This window comes from Paludibaculum fermentans (genome assembly GCF_051172195.1).
In the GTDB taxonomy this organism is placed as follows: domain Bacteria; phylum Acidobacteriota; class Terriglobia; order Bryobacterales; family Bryobacteraceae; genus Paludibaculum; species Paludibaculum fermentans_A.
The window spans coordinates 373162-395716 of record NZ_JBPJAQ010000002.1; the positions used below are offsets into that span (position 1 = coordinate 373162).

The following is a 22555-nucleotide window of genomic DNA, read 5'->3' on the forward strand; positions in this document are numbered from 1 at the left end:
TTCCGCGGTTTCTTCCCGATCTGCCGGCGGTCCGGACCGGATGGTGTACTCTGTCATGATGATCCCGGCTGCCGACCGACGCGCGATTCCGTTTTACCTGCTCTTCACCTGGACAGCCAGCTGCCTTTTCTATTTCCTGATCATTAGATCAGCAGGAACAAAGGCGGCGGGCGGGGCCTACACCCAGGCGTTGATGTGGTGCCCGGCGGTGGGGGCATTCCTTACGTGCAGGGTTCTCGGCCGCCCTCTCGCCAGCCTGGGTTGGCAGTGGGGCGAGACCCGCTATCAGGTGTTGAGCTATCTCATTCCGCTCGCCTATGCTACGGTTACGTACGCGACAGCCTGGTGGACTGGCATCGCTGCGGTGAACCCACAACAGAGTGCCGATGCGTATACGGCCTTTTTCGGCCTCGGCCCAATCTCCCGCGGGTTCGGTATCACCCTCCACTTTCTTATGGTGGCCACTATCGGCGTCATTGAGAATTGCGCCACCACTTTGGGAGAAGAAATCGGTTGGCGTGGATTTCTCGTGCCCGCACTGGCTCAGCGTTATTCCTTCACGGCCACCGCTGTTCTCTCCGGGTTCATCTGGGCCGCATGGCATGTGCCGATCATTGTCTTCGCCGGCTACAACGCGGGGACGGGCGGGTATGGCTTGGCCGTTGTTTTCGCCAACATGATCGGCCTTTGCTTCGTGTTGACGTGGCTGCGCCTGAAATCGGGCAGCTTATGGACCGCGGTAATTCTGCACGCCTCGAGCAACCACTTCATTCAGCATTTCTTCGATCCGATGACAGAGTACACAGGCCGTGCGAAGTACATCCTGGGGGAGTTCGGTATTGGCTTCACCCTGGCTGTCGCCCTGCTGGCTGTGTATTTCTGGCGGCGCCGGGCGGAAGTTGCCCAACCTCAGTTGGCTGCTGCCAGGGGGTGAGCTCCGGCGAGAGCAGTACGGGCGCTTAGCCGGTTGGTTCATTTGGACGGTGCGGAGGGTGGGGTCCCCATTCAGCCGGAAGTCCGAAGTGGACCAGCACGTGCCAGAGCTGGCGGAACAGCCGGACGACTTCCCAGTAGTCACCCCACCCGCTCCATTGGGCGGGATTGCGGTGGAGTGAGGCGGCGGCTTGCCCTATCGCTGCAGCGTCCAGGATATCGGCCGCACCGGCGACGCGTTGGGCGAATTCCGGCATCGCGGGTCCACGGAAGTCGTCCGGAACGTCGCGGACCGGGAGCCGGAAGCCAGAGTGCCACCTCAAATCGAACCCGTACTTCTCCGCGAGGGCTTGCAGCGCCGGGCCGGTAGGGGTGGCCGCGAAAGCCGGGTCGGCTACCAGTAGTTCGACATCCCGATGCAGTTCGATGCGGCCGTGGACCTGGGCTTCGACGCCTGTGTCCAGCAGACGTCCGGGTGGGCCCAGCGACGCATCCGGCCTGGGCTCGGGCAGGCTCCGGGCTAGATCACAGAAGCGGCCCACCGTGATTTCTGGGACCCCCAGGGTGGGTGTCCGGAATGGAGGCCAGTCCGGCGTGGCCATGCCGCCGTTCTCGATCTCGGCCAGCAGGGCCGCGAGGGCGCCATGAGGTCTTGCGAGGGTGCCGGCGCGATGGCCAGCTTGCGGATGCTCACTGCCCATGAAGGTGATCGAGGTGCGGGCGCCTACGTCACGGAGGACGAAGTAGCACGAGCCAAAACGGGGCGCCGGCCCGTCCGGGTAACGCACGAGCTCGAGTGATCCGTACTTGGGGCGATCGGCGAGGAAGACGCCGCCGGCGTGGTAGGCGCCCCCAAACAAGGCGCGTTCCCAGAGATCCCGCTCGCCTCCTGGATAGGCTGTCGGGCTGCCACTGGACAGTCCGGTCTCGAACTGATTCCGGTAGGTTCCTGCGCTGAGGAGGCTGTCTGCGACAGTGGCGCCGCTGGGGGTCAGGCGATCCGGATGGAAGTGGAGCGCGATTCGAGCGTGTTGCCGGATCGACTCTACCGCGTCGTGATAGGCCGCTAGCCCGTGGCCGGCGCGCTCGAAGATCCCCGCAATGGACTCCAGCGCCTTTGGTTCGCCTGCCTCCGCGGTCGCCTCCACGTGGCGTAGTGCTGCGGATTGTGCGGCCGACAGCATGGAATCCCCGACCCCCGATTCTGCTTACTTTCTCAGGATTTTTTCCATGGCCCGGCCTTTGGCCAACTCATCCACCAGCTTGTCGAGGTAGCGGACCTGCCGCATGAGCGGATCCTCAATTTCCTCGATGCGGTAGCCGCAGATGACGCCGGTGATCTTCGGGGCGTTGGGGTTCATTTGCGGAGCCTGGGCGAAGAAGGTCTCGAAGTCGACCTTCTTTTCGATCACCTGCTGCAAGGCCTTTTCGTCGTAGCCCGTGAGCCAGTGGATGACAGTATGGAGTTCCTGCTTTGTGCGCCCCTTTCTCTCGGCTTTGGCGACGTAATGCGGGTAAACGCTCGCGAACGTCATTCGGTAGACTCTGGTGAGGTCCATGCTTGAGCCCTTTATTCTTCACAGGATAGCGTTTTCGGTCAGGGCGGTGGCAGAGGGGTGCCAGGCTCGGGACGGTTCGGCGCGATGGACCCGGCGCCCAGGCCTGAGACCACTAACAGCATGGACAACTTCCCCGAGTTCATGCGGCATGCCGCGAACAGAATTGCGCCAACAGCCCAAACGACCCCTGGAGTAGCGGGCTATGCCTTCGATGGCGTGGACGGGAGCCAAATGGCATTTCGGACCTGGCATCAGACGGCGCTGTCGAGGGCGCACGCCCATCCATACGACGAATAAATGGCGGTAGAGCAGGGATGCTATACGCTGATCATCCACGAGCATCGCATTCCGCTGAACGCGGACGTTGTGCATTTCATGCCGAGGAGCAGTCCACACAGCGGCGAGGTTGTCGCCGGAACACGCACCATACATTGCTTGAGTAGCCGCAGCGCAGACAGGGTTGGACCAGAAGCGGCGTGCTGAGAAGGTGTCGTCCCCTGGATGTGGGTCGGGATTGCTCCCGATCGCCCGCCCCCCGGGACGTGAATCTGCCGGCGTTCCCTTCCGGGTTGCGGACCATATGTCCAAAGCTGCAAGTGAACGTACGGCGTCCCGGCGGAACCTGTGTCAGCATCGGACATGCTGTGTTGCCTGGGTACTGGGGACCGAGTTTCAGCCTACCTGCTCCGCCTCGCCCGAGCGGCGCAAGAGACTGCTCGACTGCTTGAGTCTTGGCAGCAGCGCGCGGACGGAAGCAGTTGTTCCGATCATCAGGCCGATACCGATCAACAGCGCAACCTGAATGAACCAGGGGCCAAGAACCTCGGTGGCACCTTCCACTCCGCCCACGCGGAACCCCGCGTTCACTCCGCGTGGCCCAATCCACAAGCCGGTCTGTTCTGGAAACAGGGGCTTCAGGAGTGCGCACAGGAAGAACGCAGCCGCCATTCCATACCCGGAAAATGCGAGCAGAAAGAGACCGAAACCCTGAATCCCGGTTTTGGCCCACCGATAAGTTACGCCCAGTAAGAACCAGGGCGATCGGCTGCGGCTCGCGCGACGGAGCAGGATGCCATTGTTATAGTCGTGCGCCAGTTCGGCGGATGGACCGAGCTTCCCGACGATCTGAGCGAGCGTCATTCCCGATTCGAGGGACCGTTCCTGTATATGGGCGCGGATTTCATCGATGATCTCTTCCCGCTCGGATAAGGTCATCCCTGTCAGCTCCATTCGAAGCTCTGCCAAGTATCTATCGCCTTCTGTGTCGGCAGTCATGCTGATTTCTCCTTCTTGCTCAAGACCGGCTTCGCCAGCCGTTCGAGCCCGGATGCAAGATCGAGCCATGTTCTCGCCATGTCGATTGCACGCTGGCGCCCCTTGCTGGTGAGCACATAGTATCGCCGGGGGTGGCCAAGTTCCGATTCGACCCATTCTGAGTCGACCAGGCCTTCCTGCCGTAATCGATTGAGGATCGGATAGATCGTCCCTTCCGAAAGCACTAGCTTCGAGTTCGTTTCGAGCACGGACAGGATGCCCAAGCCGTAGTTCCTGCCGGCGAAGAGCGCCAGGACTACCGCCATCTCCAAGCACCCTTTCCTAAGCTGCGTCTCCCATTTGTTCGCGGCTTCCTCGATGCCCATTCTATAGTGCCTTGATTGATACCATGTAATGCATGGTATCAGCGTAAACCTCGTTCTGAACGCAGTCAAGAGGTTTTCTGAGACCGAGGCTCTCTAATTCCGTTGAGTCGATGCGGGCGGCCTGCCGGCGTCCATCCTGCAGCGCCGAGAGCGATTCCGTCGCGAAACCACGTCGAGGCAACTCGTCCCTCAGGATTTGTATTTCAAGCAGTCGGCGGCATGGTGAATGGTCAAGATGGATTAAGGCGGTCCACCTCACGTCCTTCACCCGGCGACTTTGGCGGAACTGCGTATTCCATTGCATTCTCAAGCGCAGTTCTCGATCGCGCGTGAGCTACAATGGCTCCACCACTGGGGGGGGCGAAAAGTGAAGATTGTTGTCCTGGGTATCATGTTGGCGGGATTGGCCGGCCGAATTCCGGCGCAGAACCTGATTTGCAATGGCGGATTCGAAGCGCCGCAGTTTGGGTTGAGTACCACGTTCACTGATATACCGTGCTGGCACTCGACGAGCGGGCAGAAGATCGAGGTCCAGAACAAGAGCGCTGGCTATGTCCAGGGGGTCATCGGGACGCAATACGTCGAGCTGGACGTGAACACGAATTCCGACATCTACCAGGACATTGCGACGATTCCGGGTCAGCGGTATCTGATCCGATTCTGGGGGGCCAACCGGACGGGCTCCTCGCGCAGTGCGTTCCGGTTGTTGTGGGATGATGCGCTGCTGGGCACGGTGACCAGGGATAGCGGGCAGACCACATTCGGACGGTTCGTCACAGAGGTGGTGGCGACGAAGACGGTAAGCCGGGTGGCCCTGGCGGCGGATGGGCCCAGCGACAGTTTGGGCGACCTGGTGGACGAGGTGAGTGTGACGCCGATTCCGGCGGCCGGCTCACGGCTGGGGTATGCGTATTACCTTCCGCACTTCGCCGATGGCGCGGAGTGGGGATCGAGTCTCTCGTTTGGAAATTCGTCGCCGAACTTTGCGGCGACGGTCCAGTACACGGTGTATGGCGATGATGGAGCTATACTCGACCCACTGCTGAACGGGTCATTGACGTTGGCTCCGCTGGCGTCGACGGTGATCGAGTCACCGCGGCCGGCGGCGCTGCGGACGGGCTGGGTGAAGGTGCTGTCGAGCGAGCCGTTGCAGGCGATGGTCATTTTTCGCAGCGTGGTGACCGGCCGGCTGGACCTGGAGGCGACGGTGTTGGCGCGAGAGTTGACGACGGAGACGGTGGCTCCTTATGACAATGTTGCGTTCACCACCGGGCTGGCGGCTGTGAATCCGGGTACGACCCCGCTGACGCTGACGTTCATTTTTCACGGCACGGCCGGCGGGATCCTGGCAACCTCGACATTGCCGTTGGGGCCGAATGCACACACGTCGTTTGCGATCCCCACGAAGTTCCCCCTGGTGGCTGAGCGGAATGGCCTGGTGGAAATCCGGGCGACGGATGCGGCCGGGAACCCGGCGAATTTCGTGCCTTTGGGGTTGAGGTTTACACCGGGCGGGGCGTTCACCACTCTGCCGTATTAGGGGAGAGACTGTGCCCTTAAGTCAGGCAAGGGCACTGCCGCCTGAGGCCTTATTCGTAATGCTAGGCGGGCTAGCGCACGACCGCCGGGACGACTGTCAGGGCTCCGCCGCTGGTGGAGCGGAGGCCGATTACCGAGACGGGCCCGCCGGAGATTTCGATGACGCCGCTGCGGCCGGCGGAGACCGGGTATTGGGAGGAGATATCGAGGGCCTCCTGGGCTGAGGCGGCCAGCGACCGGCCCTCGAAGGTCAGGATGGTTCCGTTTTCATCGCGCAGGACGAGGAAATACGGCAGCTTTTGTACGCTGCTGCCATTGGAGATGATCAGGGCGGTGGAGACGCCCTCGCGATTGTCAAAGGCGACGAAGGCGGGCGGAGATAGGGGCTGGGCAGCGGGAATGGTGCGCTCGGAGTAGAACGAAGTGTCCATCCCCTGCTGGAGAAGGGCGGCCGCGCGAACTGTGGCGGGCGCGGTGATCTCCGCCTGGGCGGACAACAGCGCGTCGCCCAGCCCGCTTGAGGCAACCAGGCGTGTGCCCCAGGCGGGAATCAGGTCGAAGTACTCCATGGGCGAGGCATCCAGAGGCAAGGGGATGCTGATGGATGTGCCGTCGCGAATGCGCCACTTCAAGTAGAAAGGCGCAGGAGTCGGGTTGGGGTTCCACAGCAGGGTGGAGGTCTGCCAGCTTCCGCCGTCTACAACATTAGGAATTACGAGGGTGGTCATGCCGGACGGCTCAGTGCCGAGGGTCGCGGGGGGCAGGGGGGTGAAGGCGCCCTCCTTGCTGAAACGCAGGCCAATGGCTGAAACGCTGGCGGTGGACGAAGTGATTTCGACGGTGCCCCGGCGGCCCGCAGTCTCCTCAAATTTCTGATCGAGTGAAAAGTTCCACTGGGCTCCGGCCGGGAGATCCAAGGTGGATGAAGCAATGGCCTGGCCGGTATCATCCCTCAGCTTCACTGTTAATGCAGAAGCAGCGGCAGTGGGGTTCAGAAGCCGGAGAGCCGTGGTGAACTCAGTAGTGTTGTCAAAGGGGAGGACCAGATGGCTGCCGGCGTTCCCATAGAGGGGGAAGGCGGCTTCGGTGTCGCCATTCTGGCGTTTCTGGCTGAGCAGGGAATAGCCGTTGACACCGCGATCGGCGGTCAATTCGGCCCAACCTTCGGTTGTCGAGGCGGCCGAGCCCTCGGTGACGATAGACCGGGCGCCGCCTACTGGAATGGTGTCGGTCACTTCACTGAGCCGGCCGAGACCGGCCACGTTCATGAGCAAGGGAGCGCCATTGGCATCCCTGAACGCGAGGCGGAACGAGGCCGGCTGATTGTCTGTGTTCATCAGCGTCAGGGAGGAGGTCCAAGCGCCCCCATCTACCCAGTAGGGCAGTGCCAGGGTGGCCGGACGCACCGTCAGGGTGACGGGGATTTCCACCAAGGGGGCTTCCGTACCGACATCCACGAGCGAGATGCGGCCTTTGTGGATGCCGGGCATCAGGGCACGGAGGTCCGCGAAGTAGTTGAGGGTGCCCGGATGCGGCAGAGGGTCACCGGGGAAGACTCCGGCGGCGCTGACGAGACCGGAGACGGTGAGCCACTGGCCGCCCTCGACCACATAGGCTCTGGCGTAGAGCGGGTCGCCGCTGGTGGCCATCTGGATGCTGCCGGAGAGCGCGCGGTTGCTGCCTGCCTGTCCCTGCAGTTCCACGGCAGCGGGCGTGATGAGGGGAGTTGGCGACTTCGTGACTTCCAGCGTGACGAGGACCGTCTGCGTCGCGTTAATGGAATCGGGGGAGTCGATGCGGATGATGCCGCCGTAGCTGCCGACTTTCTTCCCTGACGGATCGACGGAGACGAGAATCGTCGCCGGGGTAGTGCCCGACAGTTTGTCGAGATAGAGCCAGGAAGTTCCATCAGTCGTATGGGCCGTAATGCTGAAGGCGGCGCCTCCGCCGGAGATGCTGAGGGGCAGGGCCGCCGTGGGACGGAAGCCGGCCTGAGTGGTGAAGGCCAGGGTAGAGGGTGTGGCCAGCATCTGGGGCCGATCGCGCACGGTGAGGGCCACCGGCACGCGCAAGGGCGAATTGCCGGCTGTGGGCGAGGTGATGATCACTGCGGAGGAATAGGCTCCGGGCGCGAGATTCGCGGCGGTGGCGGCCACTTTGACCGAGTTGGGTGTTGCGGCTCCGGCCGGCGCGACGGCCGTCAGCCAGGCGGAACCGGCCTCGACGGCGACGGTGAAGCCCATCTCGGTGCCGGAACTGCTGCGTTTCACGGCGATCTGTTTCTGGATGGGCTGGCGATTGCCGGATATCATTTCAAGCTGGAGGGCCGCTGGTTCGGCGACGAGGCCCGGCCCGACGACTTTGAGGACAACCGGGATGGAAATGGGGCTGTTGGCGGCATCGGGCGACTCGATGCGGAGCGAGCCGGCATACTCCCCATTAGCGAGGGTGCCCGGTTTGGCGGTGATGCGGAGGTCGCGGGGTGTGGTGCCCGAGCGCAGGTCCACCTGGAGCCAGCCGCCTTCCGATTCCGCCGCCGCGGTGAACGTGATCTTGGCGGCAGTGCCCCCGGACGCCTGGGCCAGAATGCGAACACTTTGAGAGGGCAGCAACTCGGCTCCGGCTTCGTAGAGCAGGGTTGGTGACGAGGGCGAAGCGTCGAGCCGGACCTCCTGCACTTGCAGGGAGACTTCCACCTGTTTCGGATCGTTGTTGAAGCCTTTGCCCGCGACGGCGATGACCGCCGAATAGGCACCAGGAGCGAGGCCCTCGGGTTTGACTGAGATCGTGAGATCGGACGGGGTGACCTCGGAAGACGCGGAGACACGGAGCCATGCGGCAGCAGGTGGGGTAACGGTCCAGGTATAGGGCAGTCCCGAGACCGGGTTGACGCTCTTCACCGAGACCTTTTTGGCGGTGAGCGTGGATCCGGGGACGAAGTCAAAGGCGAGCTTTTCCGTGCTCAGGCTGAGTTGCGGAGGCGGGGTGACCTGCAGGATTATGTCGAGGGTCAGTCCAGAGGGCTGGATACTGACAGTGCCGGCGTATTTCCCCACCTCCAGTCCGGCGGGAGCGATTCCGACGCAGATGTTGGAGGGCGCGGAACCCAGTGCGGGCAGGGCCTCCAGCCAGGGTTCTCCGGAAGTCGTGACCGTGAATTCCTGTCCAGCGGCGGCATTCAGGGCGAAGCACTTCTGTTTGGGCGTCTCCATCCCCAGGCCGTAGAGGAAGTTGAAAGTGCGTGAAATGGTGAGGGTGACCGGCAGAGAGACGGGGCGATCCATACCGGATGCGATGACCTTGACGAAGGCGTGGTAAGCGCCAGGCGACAGGAATTGGGGACTGGCCTGGATTGTCAGGGCGGCGGGGGTGGCCGAGCGGTCGGCGGTGAGCTGCAGCCAGCCGCCGGCCTCCTGGTACTCGATACTGGTCGTGATCGCCAGGCCCGAGGGTACGCTGGTCACCTGAATTACCTGGGCCGCGGGCATGGCGCCTTCGACTTCTGCTGAAACTGTCAGGGCAGTGCTGCTGAGTGCCACGCTGGGTGCGATTACGGGCAGATCGACGAAGTTTGACTGGACGCCGTCAGGACGTTTGACCGAGATCCTGCCAATGCCTGGCTGTGCGATGCGGCCGGCATCCACCTGGGCACGCATGGATTGAGCGCTGCTGAATGTGCTGTGTAGTGCGGTTTCTCCCCAATAGACTGTGGATCCGGCGGAGAAGCCCATGCCGCGGACGAGAAGGCTGACTTCGCCTGCGCCGGCGGTGATTGAGGAGGGTGAGAGAGTCAGAATAGTAGGCTCGGCCGCGGACGGATCGAGATAGCGTTTGAGGAGAGGCGCCATGAGGCTCATGCGGCCGTAGGTGCTGGTGAGTTTGCTGACGTCGCAGCCCACCTGTCCGATGGAGGGCGCGTAGGCCGGTCCAAGGAGTCCCACGACCTGGTTCGCGTCGTTGAACAGGGGGCTGCCGGAGGAGCCGGATTCCATCTGGCCGGCGGTCCAGGTCACTTGGTAGAACCGGGCGGCAGGCAGGGTGAGTCCGTCGGCGGTGACGTCGCGGTCCGTTGCCCGAAGGCCGAGGGCGACCCGCTTGTAGCTGCCATCGGGGTGGTGAATTCCGTACACGGCGGCGCCGGCCGCGAGTTCGTTGCTGCTGAGTTCGGCGAATCCGGAGACCGACGGGATGGACTCAAGATGAACGAGGCTGAAATCGCCTTCCGGCGGCTTGCGGGTGTCGATGAGTCGCCCGCCGGCGACAGAAGGAACATCGTTGGGGGAAGGCGCTCCGCCATTGCAGGCGGTGGTCTGGAACTTCCAGTAGACCTGGAGCAGTTTCGCCGTTGTATCGTCTGGGACGCACCGGTTGGACGTGAGAAGGTATCCGCCTGGATTGCCGGAAGTGTCGCGCAGGATGACACCGGAGCAATTGCGGTAGATTGAGCCGGCCAGATAGCGAACGAACACCACTGCCTTGGCGGGGTCCTGGTATTGCTGATAGCAGGAGACGTCCTTGTGGCAGGAAGTGACGTTGCGGCTGCCGCCCGCGGCCGAGGTGCCGGATTGTCCTGCGGCCAGATCGGGCTGCGGCCAGACGTGAATGAGTTCGGTGACCTGGAACGGTGTCTGGCCGGTGGTGGAACCGCTGGGCGGCAGGTACTCCACGACGGCGGTATCGCCCGGGAATTCGCGAGTCCAGAAGTCGCCATCGGCGAACCGGCCTTCCCCCGTGAACGGACCTTCCCGGTCCGCGGAAGCACGGAGGCCATGAACCCACACAGTGCCTGCGCCGGCACGAAAGTCCTGGAAGTGGAGGCGGATGGCCGAGGCTCCGGCGGAATGGACAGTGGATCGCCAGAGGCGGGTGCCGTCTTCGAGAAGAAGCCATTCGCCGTTATTACTGAACCGGGCGGCGGAGACCTGCCGACGCTCGCCCAAGTCCTGGCCTGTGACTATGGCCGGACTGCACAGGAGTCCGACGATGAGAAGGATTGAGCTTGGACGCATGAGGTGCACCGATCCCTAGCGAATGGCGACCGTGACCGGTGCGCTGCTTTGTTCACCGGCCTTGACGATGAGCGGGGCATCGTCGGCCGCGACGCCGGACGGGACCACGACCTTCACCTGGTAGTAGCCGGACTTACCCGGTACGAGCGAAGCCGATTGGACGGCTGCGGGCATGCCGCCTATGGTGGCCGATACCGGTGCAATCACCATAGCTGGCGGCGAATCCGGGGCCGCCTCTCCGGCTACCGCTTCTGGAGAAGTGGCGCCGAGTCCGGTGCAGTAGAGCGTGAGGACTTCTCCCGCGATGGCCGGACTGCCGGGCTCAGCCAGTCCGCCTTCCGCGCGTTCCGCCATCGCCTGGCCGGCGCCGCTGCCGTCTTTGGTGAAGACGGCCGGCTGGGTAGCAGAGATGGTGACGGGTTCCGGCACCGAGAACGTATTGCCGCGCCGGACGATGAGGTGGTGGCGCGTATTCACCGGCAATCCGAAGGGGAGCAGTGCGCTGATCTTTTCTTCGCTTGCCGCTACCAGGGGAGCGATCTTGCCGCCAATGGTCACCATTGCGCCGGCCAGTTGATTCTCCAGGGGCATGGATGGGGATTCAGCCAGCCCGAAGGCGAGCTTTGCGCCTCTGATGTTGACGAGAGAGCCAGGGGCGATGGGGGCCGAGTGCTCGTTGCTGGCCGCGTTCGAGACGGGGTCCGAGCTCAGCACTGGCGGTCCGGAAGAGCCTTGGACGCCGCCGGTCAGCTCCACGGTGCCGCTGAGTTGGCGGTCGGGATCGTCGGCCGCGACTTTAATAGTGATCTGCGGGTTCGCCGTATTGCGCACCTGCCAGGTCTTGAGCCAGCGTCCATCGTTCATGCCGATCAGGGGGAGGGGAGCGTCTCCATTGGAGAAGGTGGCCGTGACCGCACCCGAGCTGAAGGGTGTCCCGCAATCGTCGACGACCTTCACCTCCAGGGTGTTGGGCCAACCGGCTGGAACGTTGAACGCGGAACCGAGGGAGGTGACGAGAGGAAGAAGTTTCGTGGGCTGGCATGAATCTTCAGCCGCTCTTGCCCCTTTGGTGGAGGCGCCCGCAATCACATAGAGCAGATTCACGGTCTGCACCGCGCCGTCGCTGAAGAGAAGTGTCAGGACACCACGGCGGATGCCCGGCGTCAGGTCTTTGTTGCTGACTTTCACGGTCACTTCGACGGGCTTATTGGGTTCGACTGTCCCGCTGGAAGGTGCGACTGTGAACCACGCGGCGCCGTCGGAGGTGAGGCGGCCGGCGATGAACGTCCGCGTGGAGGAGCTGAGTGTGGAGATGCTGATGCGCTGGTCATCGGCTGGGGTTCCATTTAAAGCTTCAGCGAAGATGAGGCCGGTCGGCCGGACCAGCGGACCTGGATCACTGCCCGGAGGCAGTACGTTGATGACTACGGAGACGAACTGCGGTGAGTTTTCGGCTGCAGGCGCTTCGACCTGAATTTGGCCGTGGTACTCGCCCGGTTCCAAGCCGGAAGTATCGACGGCCACCTCAGCGAGCGGAATCTCCAGTAACTGGCCGTCTGTGGCTCCACTATTGGGGGTAACCTTCAACCAGCCGGAAGCTCCGCTAATAGTGGAGCTGGTCAGAGTCCAGTCCATCAGATCCGCGCCCGTGTTGAGAATGCCGAAGTATTGGGGAGGCGGGACGGAGCCTCCCTTCACGGCGGTGAAGGTCAAGCCGGTCTGCGAGAGCAGGATCGTCTGCTGGTTGGCTGTCACTGTTGCGGTGACGGGGATCTCACGGCGTTCCGAGTCGGTGATGATGGCGACTTTGCCTTTGAAAGTCCCGACGGACAATTGAGAGGGATCCGCCCAGATCAGGACGGGGGCCTCTTCCGTCTGCGACACAGTGCCTTCCTCAGGTGTGACGGCCAGCCAGTTCGCACCGGACTGTGTTGTGGATTCCACCCTGAACGGGAGCGAACCACCGCCGGCATTGCCGACCATCACTCTGACCGCGCGGCCATTGGAGCGCAGCACGAAGGAGTCAGAGATCGCCTCACGGTCCACGGACAGCTTGGGTGAGCCGGCTTCGTCGACGACGAGTCTGACGGCGATGACCTTGCTGGCAGGGCTGGCTGTGGGTGCGTTGATCGTGATGCGACCGTCATAGGTACCTGCGACGAGTCCGTCGGGATTGACGGTGACGGTGAGGCTGCCGGGGGCTTTGGCGCGGGACTGTGAGAGCTGGAGCCAGACACTGGTTGTGGATGCGGTGTAATCCAAGGTAGTTGAGTTGGTATAGACGGAAAGCACCTGAGGTCCGGGCGCAGCGGCGCCATCGGTGTGGTTGAACGTCAGGGTGTTCGGCGTGACAACGAGAAGGGGGGATTTGCCGGATTGTGTGATGGTGGCGGCCTGGCTACCCACGGTGACGGCTCCGGTGCGGCTGGCGGCGTCCTTGTTTTCGGCCACTGAGACTGTGACGGTGCCCGGGCCCCAGCCGGAGAGGCCGGATTTGACGGTAAGGTGAGCGGCTTTGGTTTCAGCGCTCCACTGGCAGCCGCTGGCGGTCATAACACCGATGCTGGCCTCAGTGGCGGCGGTGCCGACGAGCTGGTTGGAGGGGAGAAGGGAAATGGAGCAATCGGAGGTTTGGCCGCCGCCGGAGCCGGAGCCGCCGGAACCCTGTTCGCAGGAGCCGGTGCAATCGAGCCAGGCGTTGTACTTGAAGGACTCGATGTAGCCAGCGTCGAACACTTCCAAAAAGTAAAGGCCGGATTTCGTGAGCTTCTTGTCGTAGTAGAGGGTGGCCGGGCGAAAGTAACTGTGAACGCACTGCCAGTTGCTTGCGTCCGCTCCATCCGGTTCGGTGAGCCGTAGGCAATGTTGGGCCTCGGAGGTCTGCCGAACAATTCGAAATGAAAGTGTATCTCCTGCAGTCGCCAGGATGGAGTGGACCTGTTTGGTCAGCGGAAAAACTTCGCCGGGTTGCATTACTCCCGCGGCCATCTGAGGCAGGACATTCGCTGGAGGTGGAAACATGGGTTGAACGACGATCGAGTAGCCAAATAGCTCCACATCGCCAGCGGCATATGAAGTGATGGTGTAGAGTCCCGTTTTGCGAAGGACTTGGTCAACCAGCAGAAGAGCGGGTCGGAAGTATGAGTGCACACATGAATCACTAACCACTACTCCATCAGGGTCTGCCAGGGACATGCAGTGCTGAGCTCCGCCCTGTGTGCGGTATGAGATTAACTCGATCCACTCACCGGCACGACCACTGAATCGCAACTTGTCCCGCTCTCCCGGAATGGCGATTCCACAATTCACCCGCTCGCTGTAGTTGAACGTGGTGATACCTGGTGAGGCCGCGCAACTCCTCTCCGGTAGTTGTCCCAACAGTGGTGAAGCGGAGATGAGCATCAAGGCAAGGGCTCCGGTGATCAGTCGCGCGAGGAGTTGCACGAAGGTCATGTTGCGCGGGCTCTTGGATCCTATTGCGAGATGATTCCTGCGTGGCGCGTGTGCGGGGTGGCTAGCAATCGACATGACGCTTGCTCCTCAAAGCGAGTATCAGACCTGAAAATAGTATGAACTCGTGCGATGAGAAATACCACAGTTCTGAACGGGTTCCCGGCGGTCTGGATATAGTACGTCCGGCCCTGCCGTGATTCGTTCACTCAAATGAGTGATCAAGGCAGAGCGAGTCACGCATTTGGGTGATTCGGCTCGAGGCGTCCGCCCTCTCTGTCACCCTCGCGAGGGAGAAGAAGGACATGGAGGTGGGTGAGTCGAGCGCCAGAACGCGGACTTCATTTGGACTCTTGCCGCTTCGCCGGCGTTCGCTCCCCCGCCTTCCTGACTCGCTCCAGTCCCTCGAGTGCGGCGGTGGAGCCGGGGCTCAGGTTGAGCACCTGACGATACTCCCGTCCGGCACCCGCCCAATCGTGATCGGATTCCAGTAGCTGGGCCAGCTTCAGGCGGCTGGCTACATCCTGCGGCTCTCTGTCGAGAATCTCACTCCAGAGTGCGTGGGCCTCGGACCGGCGTTTGCGGTCTTTTGACAGGAGCACGGCGAGGTTCCGGCGAGCAGACGGACTCGAGGGAGAGAGCTCCATTGCCTGGCGGAAATGACGCTCGGCTTCGCGCCGCTTGCCTTCCACGGCACGTAGTGAGCCGAGCGCGTTATAGGAGTCTGACTTGGCGGGGGCCAACTGGATGGCCCGCTGGTAGCTCTGCGCGGCTTCCCGGCGACGGTTCATCTGTTGATAGAGGACGCCTAGATTATGGGGCAGATAAGCGTAGCGCGGGGCCAGGCGCATCGCGTGCTGGTACTCGCGAATGGCCTCTTCAAAGCGGCCTTGCTGCGTGTGCGTCAAGGCCAGGTTGTGCCACGCGTAGCTCCATTGGGGCGCAAAGCGGATGGCGTCGCGGAAGCCGGCGGCCGCGCGGTCATATTCGGCGTTCTCCAGGTAGGCGATGCCGAGGGCGTTGAACGCATATGCGCCTTGCGGATCCAGCCGCACGGCCCGTTCCAGCGCGGCGATCGCCGCCTTGAAGTTCTTGTCGAAAACCAATACGCGGCCCGAGCAGAAGGAGTGCCGGGCGTCTAGCCAGGCTGACTCCGGCGAGAAGCCAAGGGCGATCCGAAATCGCTCGGCTGCCTCTTCGAACTCAGATTTGGCAGGGGCTGTCTCTTCCCCATGGAGGTATTTCAAGACAACTTTCTCGCCGGCTTCCTCCGCCTCCAATTGGGCGTCGTTTGCCCCGCGGCCCGCACCAGGGTTTACCGCCGATTCCTTCAGGTTGGCGAGTCCCGGAAGATCCAGGCGCGTAAGTGGGGTATCGACGTCCATGTTGCCAAACGGCACAGGGCGCTGGCTGTTCCCGGTATACTGCCTGACCCGCTGATTGACGAATTGTTCCACCTCGTCCCGGGTCACCTTCCGATCGCTATCAGCGTCAGCCATACCGTTCAAGGCAAGGACCAGGCTCCAACTGAAAGCGCCGTGGCCGTCTCCGAGTTCGGCGAATTCTTTTGAGGTCTCCTTCTTCTGCGAGGCGGCGAGACCGAAAAGTGCCCGGCTGCTGCCCTGCATACCATGGACCTCATCCGATACTGCTTTGAGGCTGGGTTCCTGTGCGGCAAGCGCACCGGCGTAACAGGTATCCAGGAAGAAGATCATCGTCTCCGCGCGGGAGAGGGTGCCGTTGAGATAAGCTGCGATCTCCTCAAAGCTGATTGCGCTTGCCCCCAGTTCCTCATGGTTCGCGTCGTAGGGCGCAAAGTAGACAGTGGGTTTGGCGTTTCCCTTCAGTTGATGCATTCTTCCATGGCTTGCGAAGAATAGAATCACACGATCCTTCGGCCTGACCTTCTCAGTCAGTACCTGTTTGAGTCTCTCTCTGATCAGTGATTTCGTGGCGCGTTCATTGATGAGGAAATCAATATTCTCCTCTGGAATCGAGCCACCTCTTGGAGTCAGCAGGAAGTCTTTGAATAGTTGGGCATCGCTATGGGCGAACCGCAGCGGCTCAAGTCCGGATCCGGCCGCAAAAGTCGACACCCCCACGACAATGGCGTAGGTCTTGGGTGGCCCTCCCTCGCCCTTGCGCCTATCCTCTTCGATCCTGTCCGACAATTGCTTGAGTTTGTAACCGATCCAGTCTGTGTCCGGCCACGCGTTCCGCAGTGCCTGGTAGGCGCTCGCCGCCTCCTCCCAGTTCGACTGATTCTCCAGGAGGATGGCCTTATCCAGGAGGGCGGCTGGTTCCATGGGCGCCTCGCCGCGGGCCTCGCCGCGCGGGAGAGTTCGGTTGCCTCCAGCGATGTCGGCTTGAGCCGCCGGCAGATTCTTCGGGACGTCAGGCAGCACGCAGGCGGCGACCGGGCGAAGCGGCGGAACGCTGCCGCCGGCCAGGCTGAGACCGGCCGCCGCCACCACGGCCTCCGCCCCAGGCGGCGCCGAAAGCAGGGACTTGCTACCGCAGTGAAGCAACTGCATGGGCTCCGCGGCTGTACTGATCCGGTCGCCTACGAACAGCAGATCGCCCGCGGGACGCCGGATGAAGGACTGCGTTCCGTCTCTGGCCACCTCGGCGCTACCGGGCGAAAGGATCACGGCTGCTGGTTGCGCTGCAACCGGAACCGCCCAACAAAAGAGAGTCAAGAGTACAATTCGGAGCACTGCATCTGAAATATTAGCGCGGCCTGGGAGATTTCAGTATGCTGCCTTGGTAGATGCGGTTGATTTGGCTGCTGATCCTGGTTCGCGTTCTGACTCCCGCCTGCTTCGGACAGACCACCCAGGGCATCATCTCCGGACAGATCCGGAAGGGTGAAACGACGCAAGGCATTGCGGGGGCGACAGTCTCGTTCGACTCGCAGGACCTCGCCTTGCGCGGCGCCGCTATCTCTGCATCAGACGGATCATACCGGCTCCCGCCCCTGCCCCCGGGCCGCTATCATCTTCGCGTGGAGGTGAAGGACTACCGCCCCCAGGACTACTACGAACTGGAGGTTCGTGTCGCGGGCCGCCTCGTCCTGGATTTCCAATTGCAGGAATTGGCCGATGTCTGGGGTGACCGTTTCGGCCGCCTCAGGATGCCTGGCAGCGAGTATCTGGCGACGCTCTACGGGCCCGATCTGAGAATGCAGACTACCGTCATGGTCAATGAGGTTGGAGAGCAGGGCGCTCCGGATGCGGCACTCTCCCAGTCGATCGATCCTGCCCAGATCAAGGAACTGCCTCTCGCTGGCCGTGATGTATATACCGTCCTGGTGACTCAACCCGGGATCACGGCCGAGGCGGGGACGACGCGCAGCCTGGGCGTTGCGGTGAATGGACAGCGGCCGACAGCGTCCAACTTTCTGCTGGATGGGATTGAGGTCAACAACCAGTTGCTCAGCGGCCCAGCCCTCATCATTGCCCCTGAAGTAGTGCAGGAGTACCGGATCTCCACCGCCGATTTTTCCGCTGAGACGGGAGGTACCTCCGGGTATACGGCGAACGCCATCACGCGGTCTGGCGGAGATGCCGTGCATGGTACGGCGTACCTCAACCTAAAGAACGAAGCCTTCAATGCCAACAGTCTGCAGAACAACCGGCTGGGCCTGCGGCGTCCGGTATCCCGGGAGATCCAGCCGGGCGTCCAATTGGCGGGACGGCTCTGGAAGCGGCTGGTCTATGGGTCCGCCTCCTGGGAACATCTCGATTCACACGGACATTCACCCGCGACCGAAGTGAGCGTGCCTTCGCCGCTGTTGACCGAAATCACGTTTGCCACCAGCGATGCGAGGAAATTGCTCACGGCTTACCCCTCGCCGGCCGTCCAGTCCGGACGAGACCTTACGAGTCATTTGTGGTTCGAACCACCGGTCACCGTTCAACGGACGCTGGGGACCGTCCGGTTGGATCTCATCCCGGGAGGAGGCAAGCATCGGGCGATGGCGCGCGCGGCGGTGGCCGCCAGTTCGAGGCCGGACTTCGTCTGGAGTCCGTACTCCGAGTTCCAATCGGGTCTGAAGCAAAGCGTCTCCAGCAGCGGGTTCACGGTCGCCAGCCTCGTTTCACCACGTTTCTTCAACGAGGCCCGCGTGGGCTTCCTGGCGGACAATCTCGGGTGGAGCCGGCCGCACCCCGAGGTGCCCACGCTGGTGGATACCTCCTTCGAGTCGACAATTCTCCCGGGCAGCCTGGCGTTCTATTCTTTCTCGAATCGCATCCGGAGCCTGCAGGTCCAGGATGGAGCCTCGTGGTCGCCGGGGCGTCACACGCTAAAGGCTGGCGGCGGCCTCACCAGCCGGCAACTGGGCGGCTTCCTCAGTGCGGGGCAGGACGGCCGGTACTCATTTCCCACTGTGGTTGATTTCGCGGTCGACCAGCCCGCCTATTTCTCCGTATCCCTGGACAGATTGAAGCTGCCTTCTCTTGCACAACCGGATTCCAGGAGAAGCTACAACGTTCGGGACTACCTTGCGTTCGTTCAGGACTCGTGGCAGGCCAGCCGGAGGCTCACTCTCAACATGGGAGTGAGATATGAGAGATTCGGATCGCCTGTCAATACGGGGCCCGTGAAAGACCTGGTGGTGCAACTTGGCCGCGGGACCACGCTGGCAGAGCGACTGCAGGGCGCGGTGCTCGATCCGGGACCCGCTGGCAGTCAGCCCCTGTTCCAGAGTGCGTCCACTAGCCTGTCATTGCGTGTTGGGGCTGCCCTTGATGTGACAGGTGGCGGAAACACGGTGCTAAGAGCCGGCTGGGGCCAGTTCCGGGACCGGCCCTATGACAACCTCTGGCTGAACCTCCGGAACAATCGGTTTGTGCTGGCGAACTTCGACTACGAACCGGCCGCCGGTTCCTACCTGCGACCGGTGGAGGCGGTGCTGCCTGCTTACCGGCGGCAGGCCGTGGACGGCGATTTTCCCTATCTCACCCAGTTCGATTCCGGCTGGTCCAGCGGCTCGTCAGAGAGCCGATTTGCCGGTTTGCAGCGGCGGATATCCGGCGGCTGGGTGCTGGACGCCGCCTATCTCGGCTCCTCCGGCCGCAGGCTCGCCTCGACCGACATCGTCAACAGGCCATTCAGCGTGCGGCCGGGGCAGGGGGCGCCCGATGGCAGTTTGAATCCCGCGCTGCCACAAATCTCTTACCGGGCCAACCAAGGGTCCTCCAGCTACCACGGTCTGACGCTCGCCGCCGCACGCCGCTCCGACAGCGGCCAGCTTCATGTGGCGTATACCTGGGGCCACAGCATAGACAATCAAAGCGATCCAATCGCCGGGGACTTCTTCGATCTGAACTTCGCGCGAGTCTCGGCCAGTCCAGGTGTCCGGCAGATTGCCGCGTTCTCCCGCCAGTTCGATCCTGCCGCCGACCGCGGCAATTCCGATTTCGACCAGCGACAGAGCCTGGTGTTTTACTACATGTGGGATGTACCCGCAGTCCGTGGAACCGGTGCTTTGTTAAGAGACTGGAAACTGGCCCAGCTTGGGGCCGTTCGTTCCGGGTTCCCGTACAGCGTGTTGGCGGCCTCCAGTGTGCCGGATTCCGGCGGCATCACTTATAACAGCCGTGCTGACCTGCTGGATCCGGATGGCGCGAGTACGGACTCTCCGTCCGACGGCGGGCGCCAAATCCTAAATAGTGCCGCTTTCCGATCGCCCGCCAATGGCAGGCTGGGCAGCGCCGGTAGAAATGCCTTCTCCAGCCCGGGGTTTTTCAGCCTGGATCTGTCCTTAAGCCGGTTTGTGCCCCTCCCGCTTTTGGGCGAGGCCGGCCGGCTGACCTTTCGGGCAGACGCCTTCAACGTGCTGAATCATGCCAATCTCAACCGTCCCGACAGCCTCCTGGGCTCCCCCACTTTTGGGCAGGCCCTCTTCGGGCGCACGGGCCTGGATAGCGGTTTCCCCGTCAGCACGCCCTTCCGGGAGACGGCCCGCGAGTTTCAGATCCTGCTCCGCATCGGCTTCTGAAGGTAGAGGTTCGCTGCCGGGCTTCGATGGCGTCTCACCTGAGCGTGCGGCGCAGACACCGCGAAGCTCCTCGAACCGGTGACGCAAATCACGGTACTTGTCGCGCAGCACCCGGGCCTCCCGGGACTCGTGATGCAGTTCGTGAACCAGCACCCCCAACAGCATCGGCACGAAACTCAGCCAGCGCGAGGTTGTCAGGAATGCCAGGAAGCTGCAGGTGGCGAAGATGGGAAACGCCGCACCGACGACAGCCAAGGCTCCACCCGTGCGTGCGCCCAGCCGGTGATGGATAGCAGTGAGAGCGAAGCCAGCGAGAATATCGAGCAGAATGGCCAGCAGTTCATTGGAGGGACGAAGGCCGCCGCCGTTCAACTCGCATTCCACGGCCTGGGCCATCAACTCGACGCCTGGGCGCTCGCCCAGAGGCGTGGCATGCCGATCGGCGGCGTCATCGTAGTAGCCGCCAATCAGGACGATGGAACCCCGCAGGGGACCGCTTTGCTGCCACCCCTCCTCCTGAGCCATCTCGAACACTTGGCTGGCCGTGATCGTCCGGAAACGATAGCGCTCTCCGGTGAAGTTCATTTTCAGCTCGTCACCCGAATGGTTGGAGATCCGGTGCTTTTCCTGGGCGGACGCTTCCGGCGTCCGGCAGAACGCCTCAACAATGACCCATGGCAAGGAAGGTAGTTCGCGGCCGCCCAGGGGAATATAACGGCTGTGCTTCCTCAAGACACCATCAGAGTCTTTGGGCAGCAGGGCGAGTCCGAAGGCGTCACCCGGCCGGGAAAGAGTCTGCCCGCCCAGCACCGGGCGCAGTGATCTGGCATTTCCGTCTGAAATCGACAGGTCGGCGCCCCAGATCAAGGGAGGCCATGCGGGATCGGTCACAAATTCCCGAAACATCTTTCTCGATGTGGAGAGATCCACACCAATGACCGCGGGGCCACCCTTGGCGATCGCATCAATCAGTTGCTTCAAGCGATTGGGATCCAGTGGGCTGGACTCCTGGAAGAAGGCAACGTAGTCCTCTTGTTTGATTTGGACGATCACCGTGCGGCGGGCGGCCTGCTCCGGTCGAAGGCTCGCGGCAACATCCAGACTGGTGAACTCCCACTGGTCCAGCCATCCGAGATGTTGAATCCCGGCCGTCAGCACCGCAATGATGAGGATGACCCACTTCGCGGCCAGCATGTGCCGCAAGGTGTCGCGAACCGGCGCGGCATGTGGCGACTGGACAACGCCTGCGGAGGAGCGCTTCGACATGACTATTGCTTTCCGGGACCGTCGAGTCGGCTCGCGAGATCGAGGAGCGATGCCCTGAGGAACTCCTCCTTCCCTGATGGAGAGACCTGATTACTCCAGCCCGATGCAATTGCGAGGCATTGGCGGAAATAGGTGGCTGATTCTTCATAGGTTGCCGGACTATTTACCAGAAGGTAGAAATCACGTCCCACCGCGCCAAGCCCGGTTTTCGTTGCGCCCATCGGCTGCGCACGGTACAGACCCGGCCGGAGGTTGGCCGTCACTTTGATTTTCGCCGTCTGATCCGCGGGCAGGGGTAGTGTAATGCGGGTCTTGGCGTCGGACGGGGCGGCTCCGCTTTCGGGCCAGAGCCACAGCTCCAGCAGCATGGCTCCGCTCCGCTGGAAGACCGGAGCACCCTCGCCGAGTTCCAGCCAACCGTCCATGAGTTTCGCAATTCCGGAACGGCTCACATCTTCCGCTCCGCGCGCCAGCGTGGTGGCGAACATTTCCCCGCGGTGGTTGAAAATCCTCGCCGCGGCCTCGACGATGCGGCGAGAGAGTGTCGCTTCCGGTTGTCCCGAGGCGGGAACCTTCAGGCTGGGGGGCGTGCCGTTGACAGGACAACAATCTAGCCTGAGTGGTTTCCCGTCGAGTGTCATCAGGACGATGAAGCTCACAATCTGCCGCGAATCCTGCGCCTTCTGTGCGAGCAGCGGCCGTATCACGCTGCCCTCGGCCAGGCCCTGCCCCTTGCGTAGACGTTCCCGACCCGCGGACCAGTCGCCCTGAATTTCATAGACAAATGCCGTGATAGTCGGTTGCGTTGGGGCCACCGCGGAGGGGGTCTGAGCCGGCTGTTCGCTACCGAAGGCAGTAAAGGACAGTGCGAGGGCAAACAAGTGAGCTCGATTCATACTTTCTCCTGCGAATATCTGTAACTCGCATTATACGTACCCGCCGGTTCCAGATTGAGGGGTGCATGCAGCGCTGGATCGGACGCGTGTGGGTCCAGATTGTCGATGACGATCGAAGGGCGTGGTTGCGCCCGCGGGTAGGTTGACTGGAGGCTATTGGGCGCCCCCCGCGCCTTGCGGTCGCGGCTCGCTGTGGGCATTTTCCTTTCGCGCGGCGCGGCGGACCCACCCGGCGACACGAAGGCCGAACCCTGCTACA

The 22555-nt window shown here is 62.5% G+C and carries 11 protein-coding genes and 1 pseudogene; 3 read left to right on the forward strand and 9 right to left on the reverse strand.

Features of this window, described 5'->3' with window-relative positions:
* The first annotated feature begins 55 nt into the window (after positions 1–55).
* Entirely contained in the window at positions 56–934 is an 879-nt protein-coding gene (locus tag ACR9Y2_RS28190; RefSeq protein ID WP_435045211.1) for a CPBP family intramembrane glutamic endopeptidase, read from the forward strand.
* A 25-nt stretch (positions 935–959) separates the two neighbouring features.
* Here ACR9Y2_RS28190 and ACR9Y2_RS28195 read toward each other — a convergent pair whose 3' ends face one another.
* From ACR9Y2_RS28195 to ACR9Y2_RS28210, 4 genes are all read right to left on the reverse strand, one after another.
* Entirely contained in the window at positions 960–2117 is a 1158-nt protein-coding gene (locus ACR9Y2_RS28195) for a DUF3626 domain-containing protein (RefSeq protein ID WP_435045212.1), read from the reverse strand.
* A gap of 24 nt (positions 2118–2141) precedes the next feature.
* The gene (locus ACR9Y2_RS28200) at positions 2142–2492 is read right to left on the reverse strand and encodes a DUF2200 domain-containing protein (RefSeq protein ID WP_435045213.1); all 351 of its coding nucleotides are present in this window, start codon (positions 2490–2492) and stop codon (positions 2142–2144) included.
* A 672-nt stretch (positions 2493–3164) separates the two neighbouring features.
* On the reverse strand, positions 3165–3836 hold the full coding sequence (locus ACR9Y2_RS28205) for a DUF1700 domain-containing protein (RefSeq protein WP_435045214.1): 672 nt from the start codon (positions 3834–3836) through the stop codon (positions 3165–3167).
* Positions 3764–4132 (reverse strand): PadR family transcriptional regulator, encoded by a 369-nt coding sequence (locus ACR9Y2_RS28210; protein ID WP_435045215.1) that lies wholly within the window; start codon positions 4130–4132, stop codon positions 3764–3766. The genes ACR9Y2_RS28205 and ACR9Y2_RS28210 overlap by 73 nt, the downstream gene beginning before the upstream one ends.
* 367 nt (positions 4133–4499) lie before the next feature.
* On the opposite strand from ACR9Y2_RS28210, the gene ACR9Y2_RS28215 reads away from it, so the two are divergent.
* A complete protein-coding gene (locus ACR9Y2_RS28215) occupies positions 4500–5672 on the forward strand; it encodes a hypothetical protein (protein WP_435045216.1) in 1173 nt (390 codons plus the stop codon).
* A 70-nt stretch (positions 5673–5742) separates the two neighbouring features.
* Here ACR9Y2_RS28215 and ACR9Y2_RS28220 read toward each other — a convergent pair whose 3' ends face one another.
* The 3 genes from ACR9Y2_RS28220 to ACR9Y2_RS28230 all read right to left on the reverse strand — a co-directional run bounded on the left by ACR9Y2_RS28220 (position 5743) and on the right by ACR9Y2_RS28230 (position 16781).
* Positions 5743–10680, reverse strand: coding sequence for a S1 family peptidase (locus ACR9Y2_RS28220; protein ID WP_435045217.1), 4938 nt, complete (start codon positions 10678–10680; stop codon positions 5743–5745).
* Between the two features lie 15 nt (positions 10681–10695).
* The gene (locus ACR9Y2_RS28225) at positions 10696–13653 is read right to left on the reverse strand and encodes a BACON domain-containing protein (RefSeq protein ID WP_435045218.1); all 2958 of its coding nucleotides are present in this window, start codon (positions 13651–13653) and stop codon (positions 10696–10698) included.
* A gap of 818 nt (positions 13654–14471) precedes the next feature.
* On the reverse strand, positions 14472–16781 hold the full coding sequence (locus tag ACR9Y2_RS28230) for a tetratricopeptide repeat protein (protein WP_435045219.1): 2310 nt from the start codon (positions 16779–16781) through the stop codon (positions 14472–14474).
* A 119-nt stretch (positions 16782–16900) separates the two neighbouring features.
* On the opposite strand from ACR9Y2_RS28230, the gene ACR9Y2_RS28235 reads away from it, so the two are divergent.
* Complete coding sequence (locus ACR9Y2_RS28235) at positions 16901–20134, forward strand: carboxypeptidase regulatory-like domain-containing protein (RefSeq protein ID WP_435045220.1); 3234 nt, start codon at positions 16901–16903, stop codon at positions 20132–20134.
* A gap of 324 nt (positions 20135–20458) precedes the next feature.
* Here ACR9Y2_RS28235 and ACR9Y2_RS28240 read toward each other — a convergent pair.
* Positions 20459–21400 (reverse strand): annotated as a pseudogene (locus ACR9Y2_RS28240) (CHASE2 domain-containing protein); the annotation flags it as partial.
* A gap of 2 nt (positions 21401–21402) precedes the next feature.
* Positions 21403–22296 carry a hypothetical protein gene (locus ACR9Y2_RS28245; RefSeq protein ID WP_435045221.1) on the reverse strand — a complete coding sequence of 298 codons (894 nt, stop codon included), beginning with the start codon at positions 22294–22296 and terminating at the stop codon, positions 21403–21405.
* Positions 22297–22555 lie beyond the last annotated feature (259 nt).

Bases quoted from the DNA above. Each gene is read 5' to 3' on its own strand.
- ACR9Y2_RS28195 (WP_435045212.1), bottom strand. From the start codon at position 2,117: ATGCTGTCGGCCGCACAATCCGCAGCACTACGCCACGTGGAGGCGACC.
- ACR9Y2_RS28235 (WP_435045220.1), top strand. From the start codon at position 16,901: ATGCGGTTGATTTGGCTGCTGATCCTGGTTCGCGTTCTGACTCCCGCC.
- ACR9Y2_RS28205 (WP_435045214.1), bottom strand. From the start codon at position 3,836: ATGGCTCGATCTTGCATCCGGGCTCGAACGGCTGGCGAAGCCGGTCTT.
- ACR9Y2_RS28245 (WP_435045221.1), bottom strand. From the start codon at position 22,296: ATGAATCGAGCTCACTTGTTTGCCCTCGCACTGTCCTTTACTGCCTTC.
- ACR9Y2_RS28200 (WP_435045213.1), bottom strand. From the start codon at position 2,492: ATGGACCTCACCAGAGTCTACCGAATGACGTTCGCGAGCGTTTACCCG.
- ACR9Y2_RS28190 (WP_435045211.1), top strand. From the start codon at position 56: ATGATGATCCCGGCTGCCGACCGACGCGCGATTCCGTTTTACCTGCTC.
- ACR9Y2_RS28220 (WP_435045217.1), bottom strand. From the start codon at position 10,680: ATGCGTCCAAGCTCAATCCTTCTCATCGTCGGACTCCTGTGCAGTCCG.
- ACR9Y2_RS28225 (WP_435045218.1), bottom strand. From the start codon at position 13,653: ATGCAACCCGGCGAAGTTTTTCCGCTGACCAAACAGGTCCACTCCATC.
- ACR9Y2_RS28210 (WP_435045215.1), bottom strand. From the start codon at position 4,132: ATGGGCATCGAGGAAGCCGCGAACAAATGGGAGACGCAGCTTAGGAAA.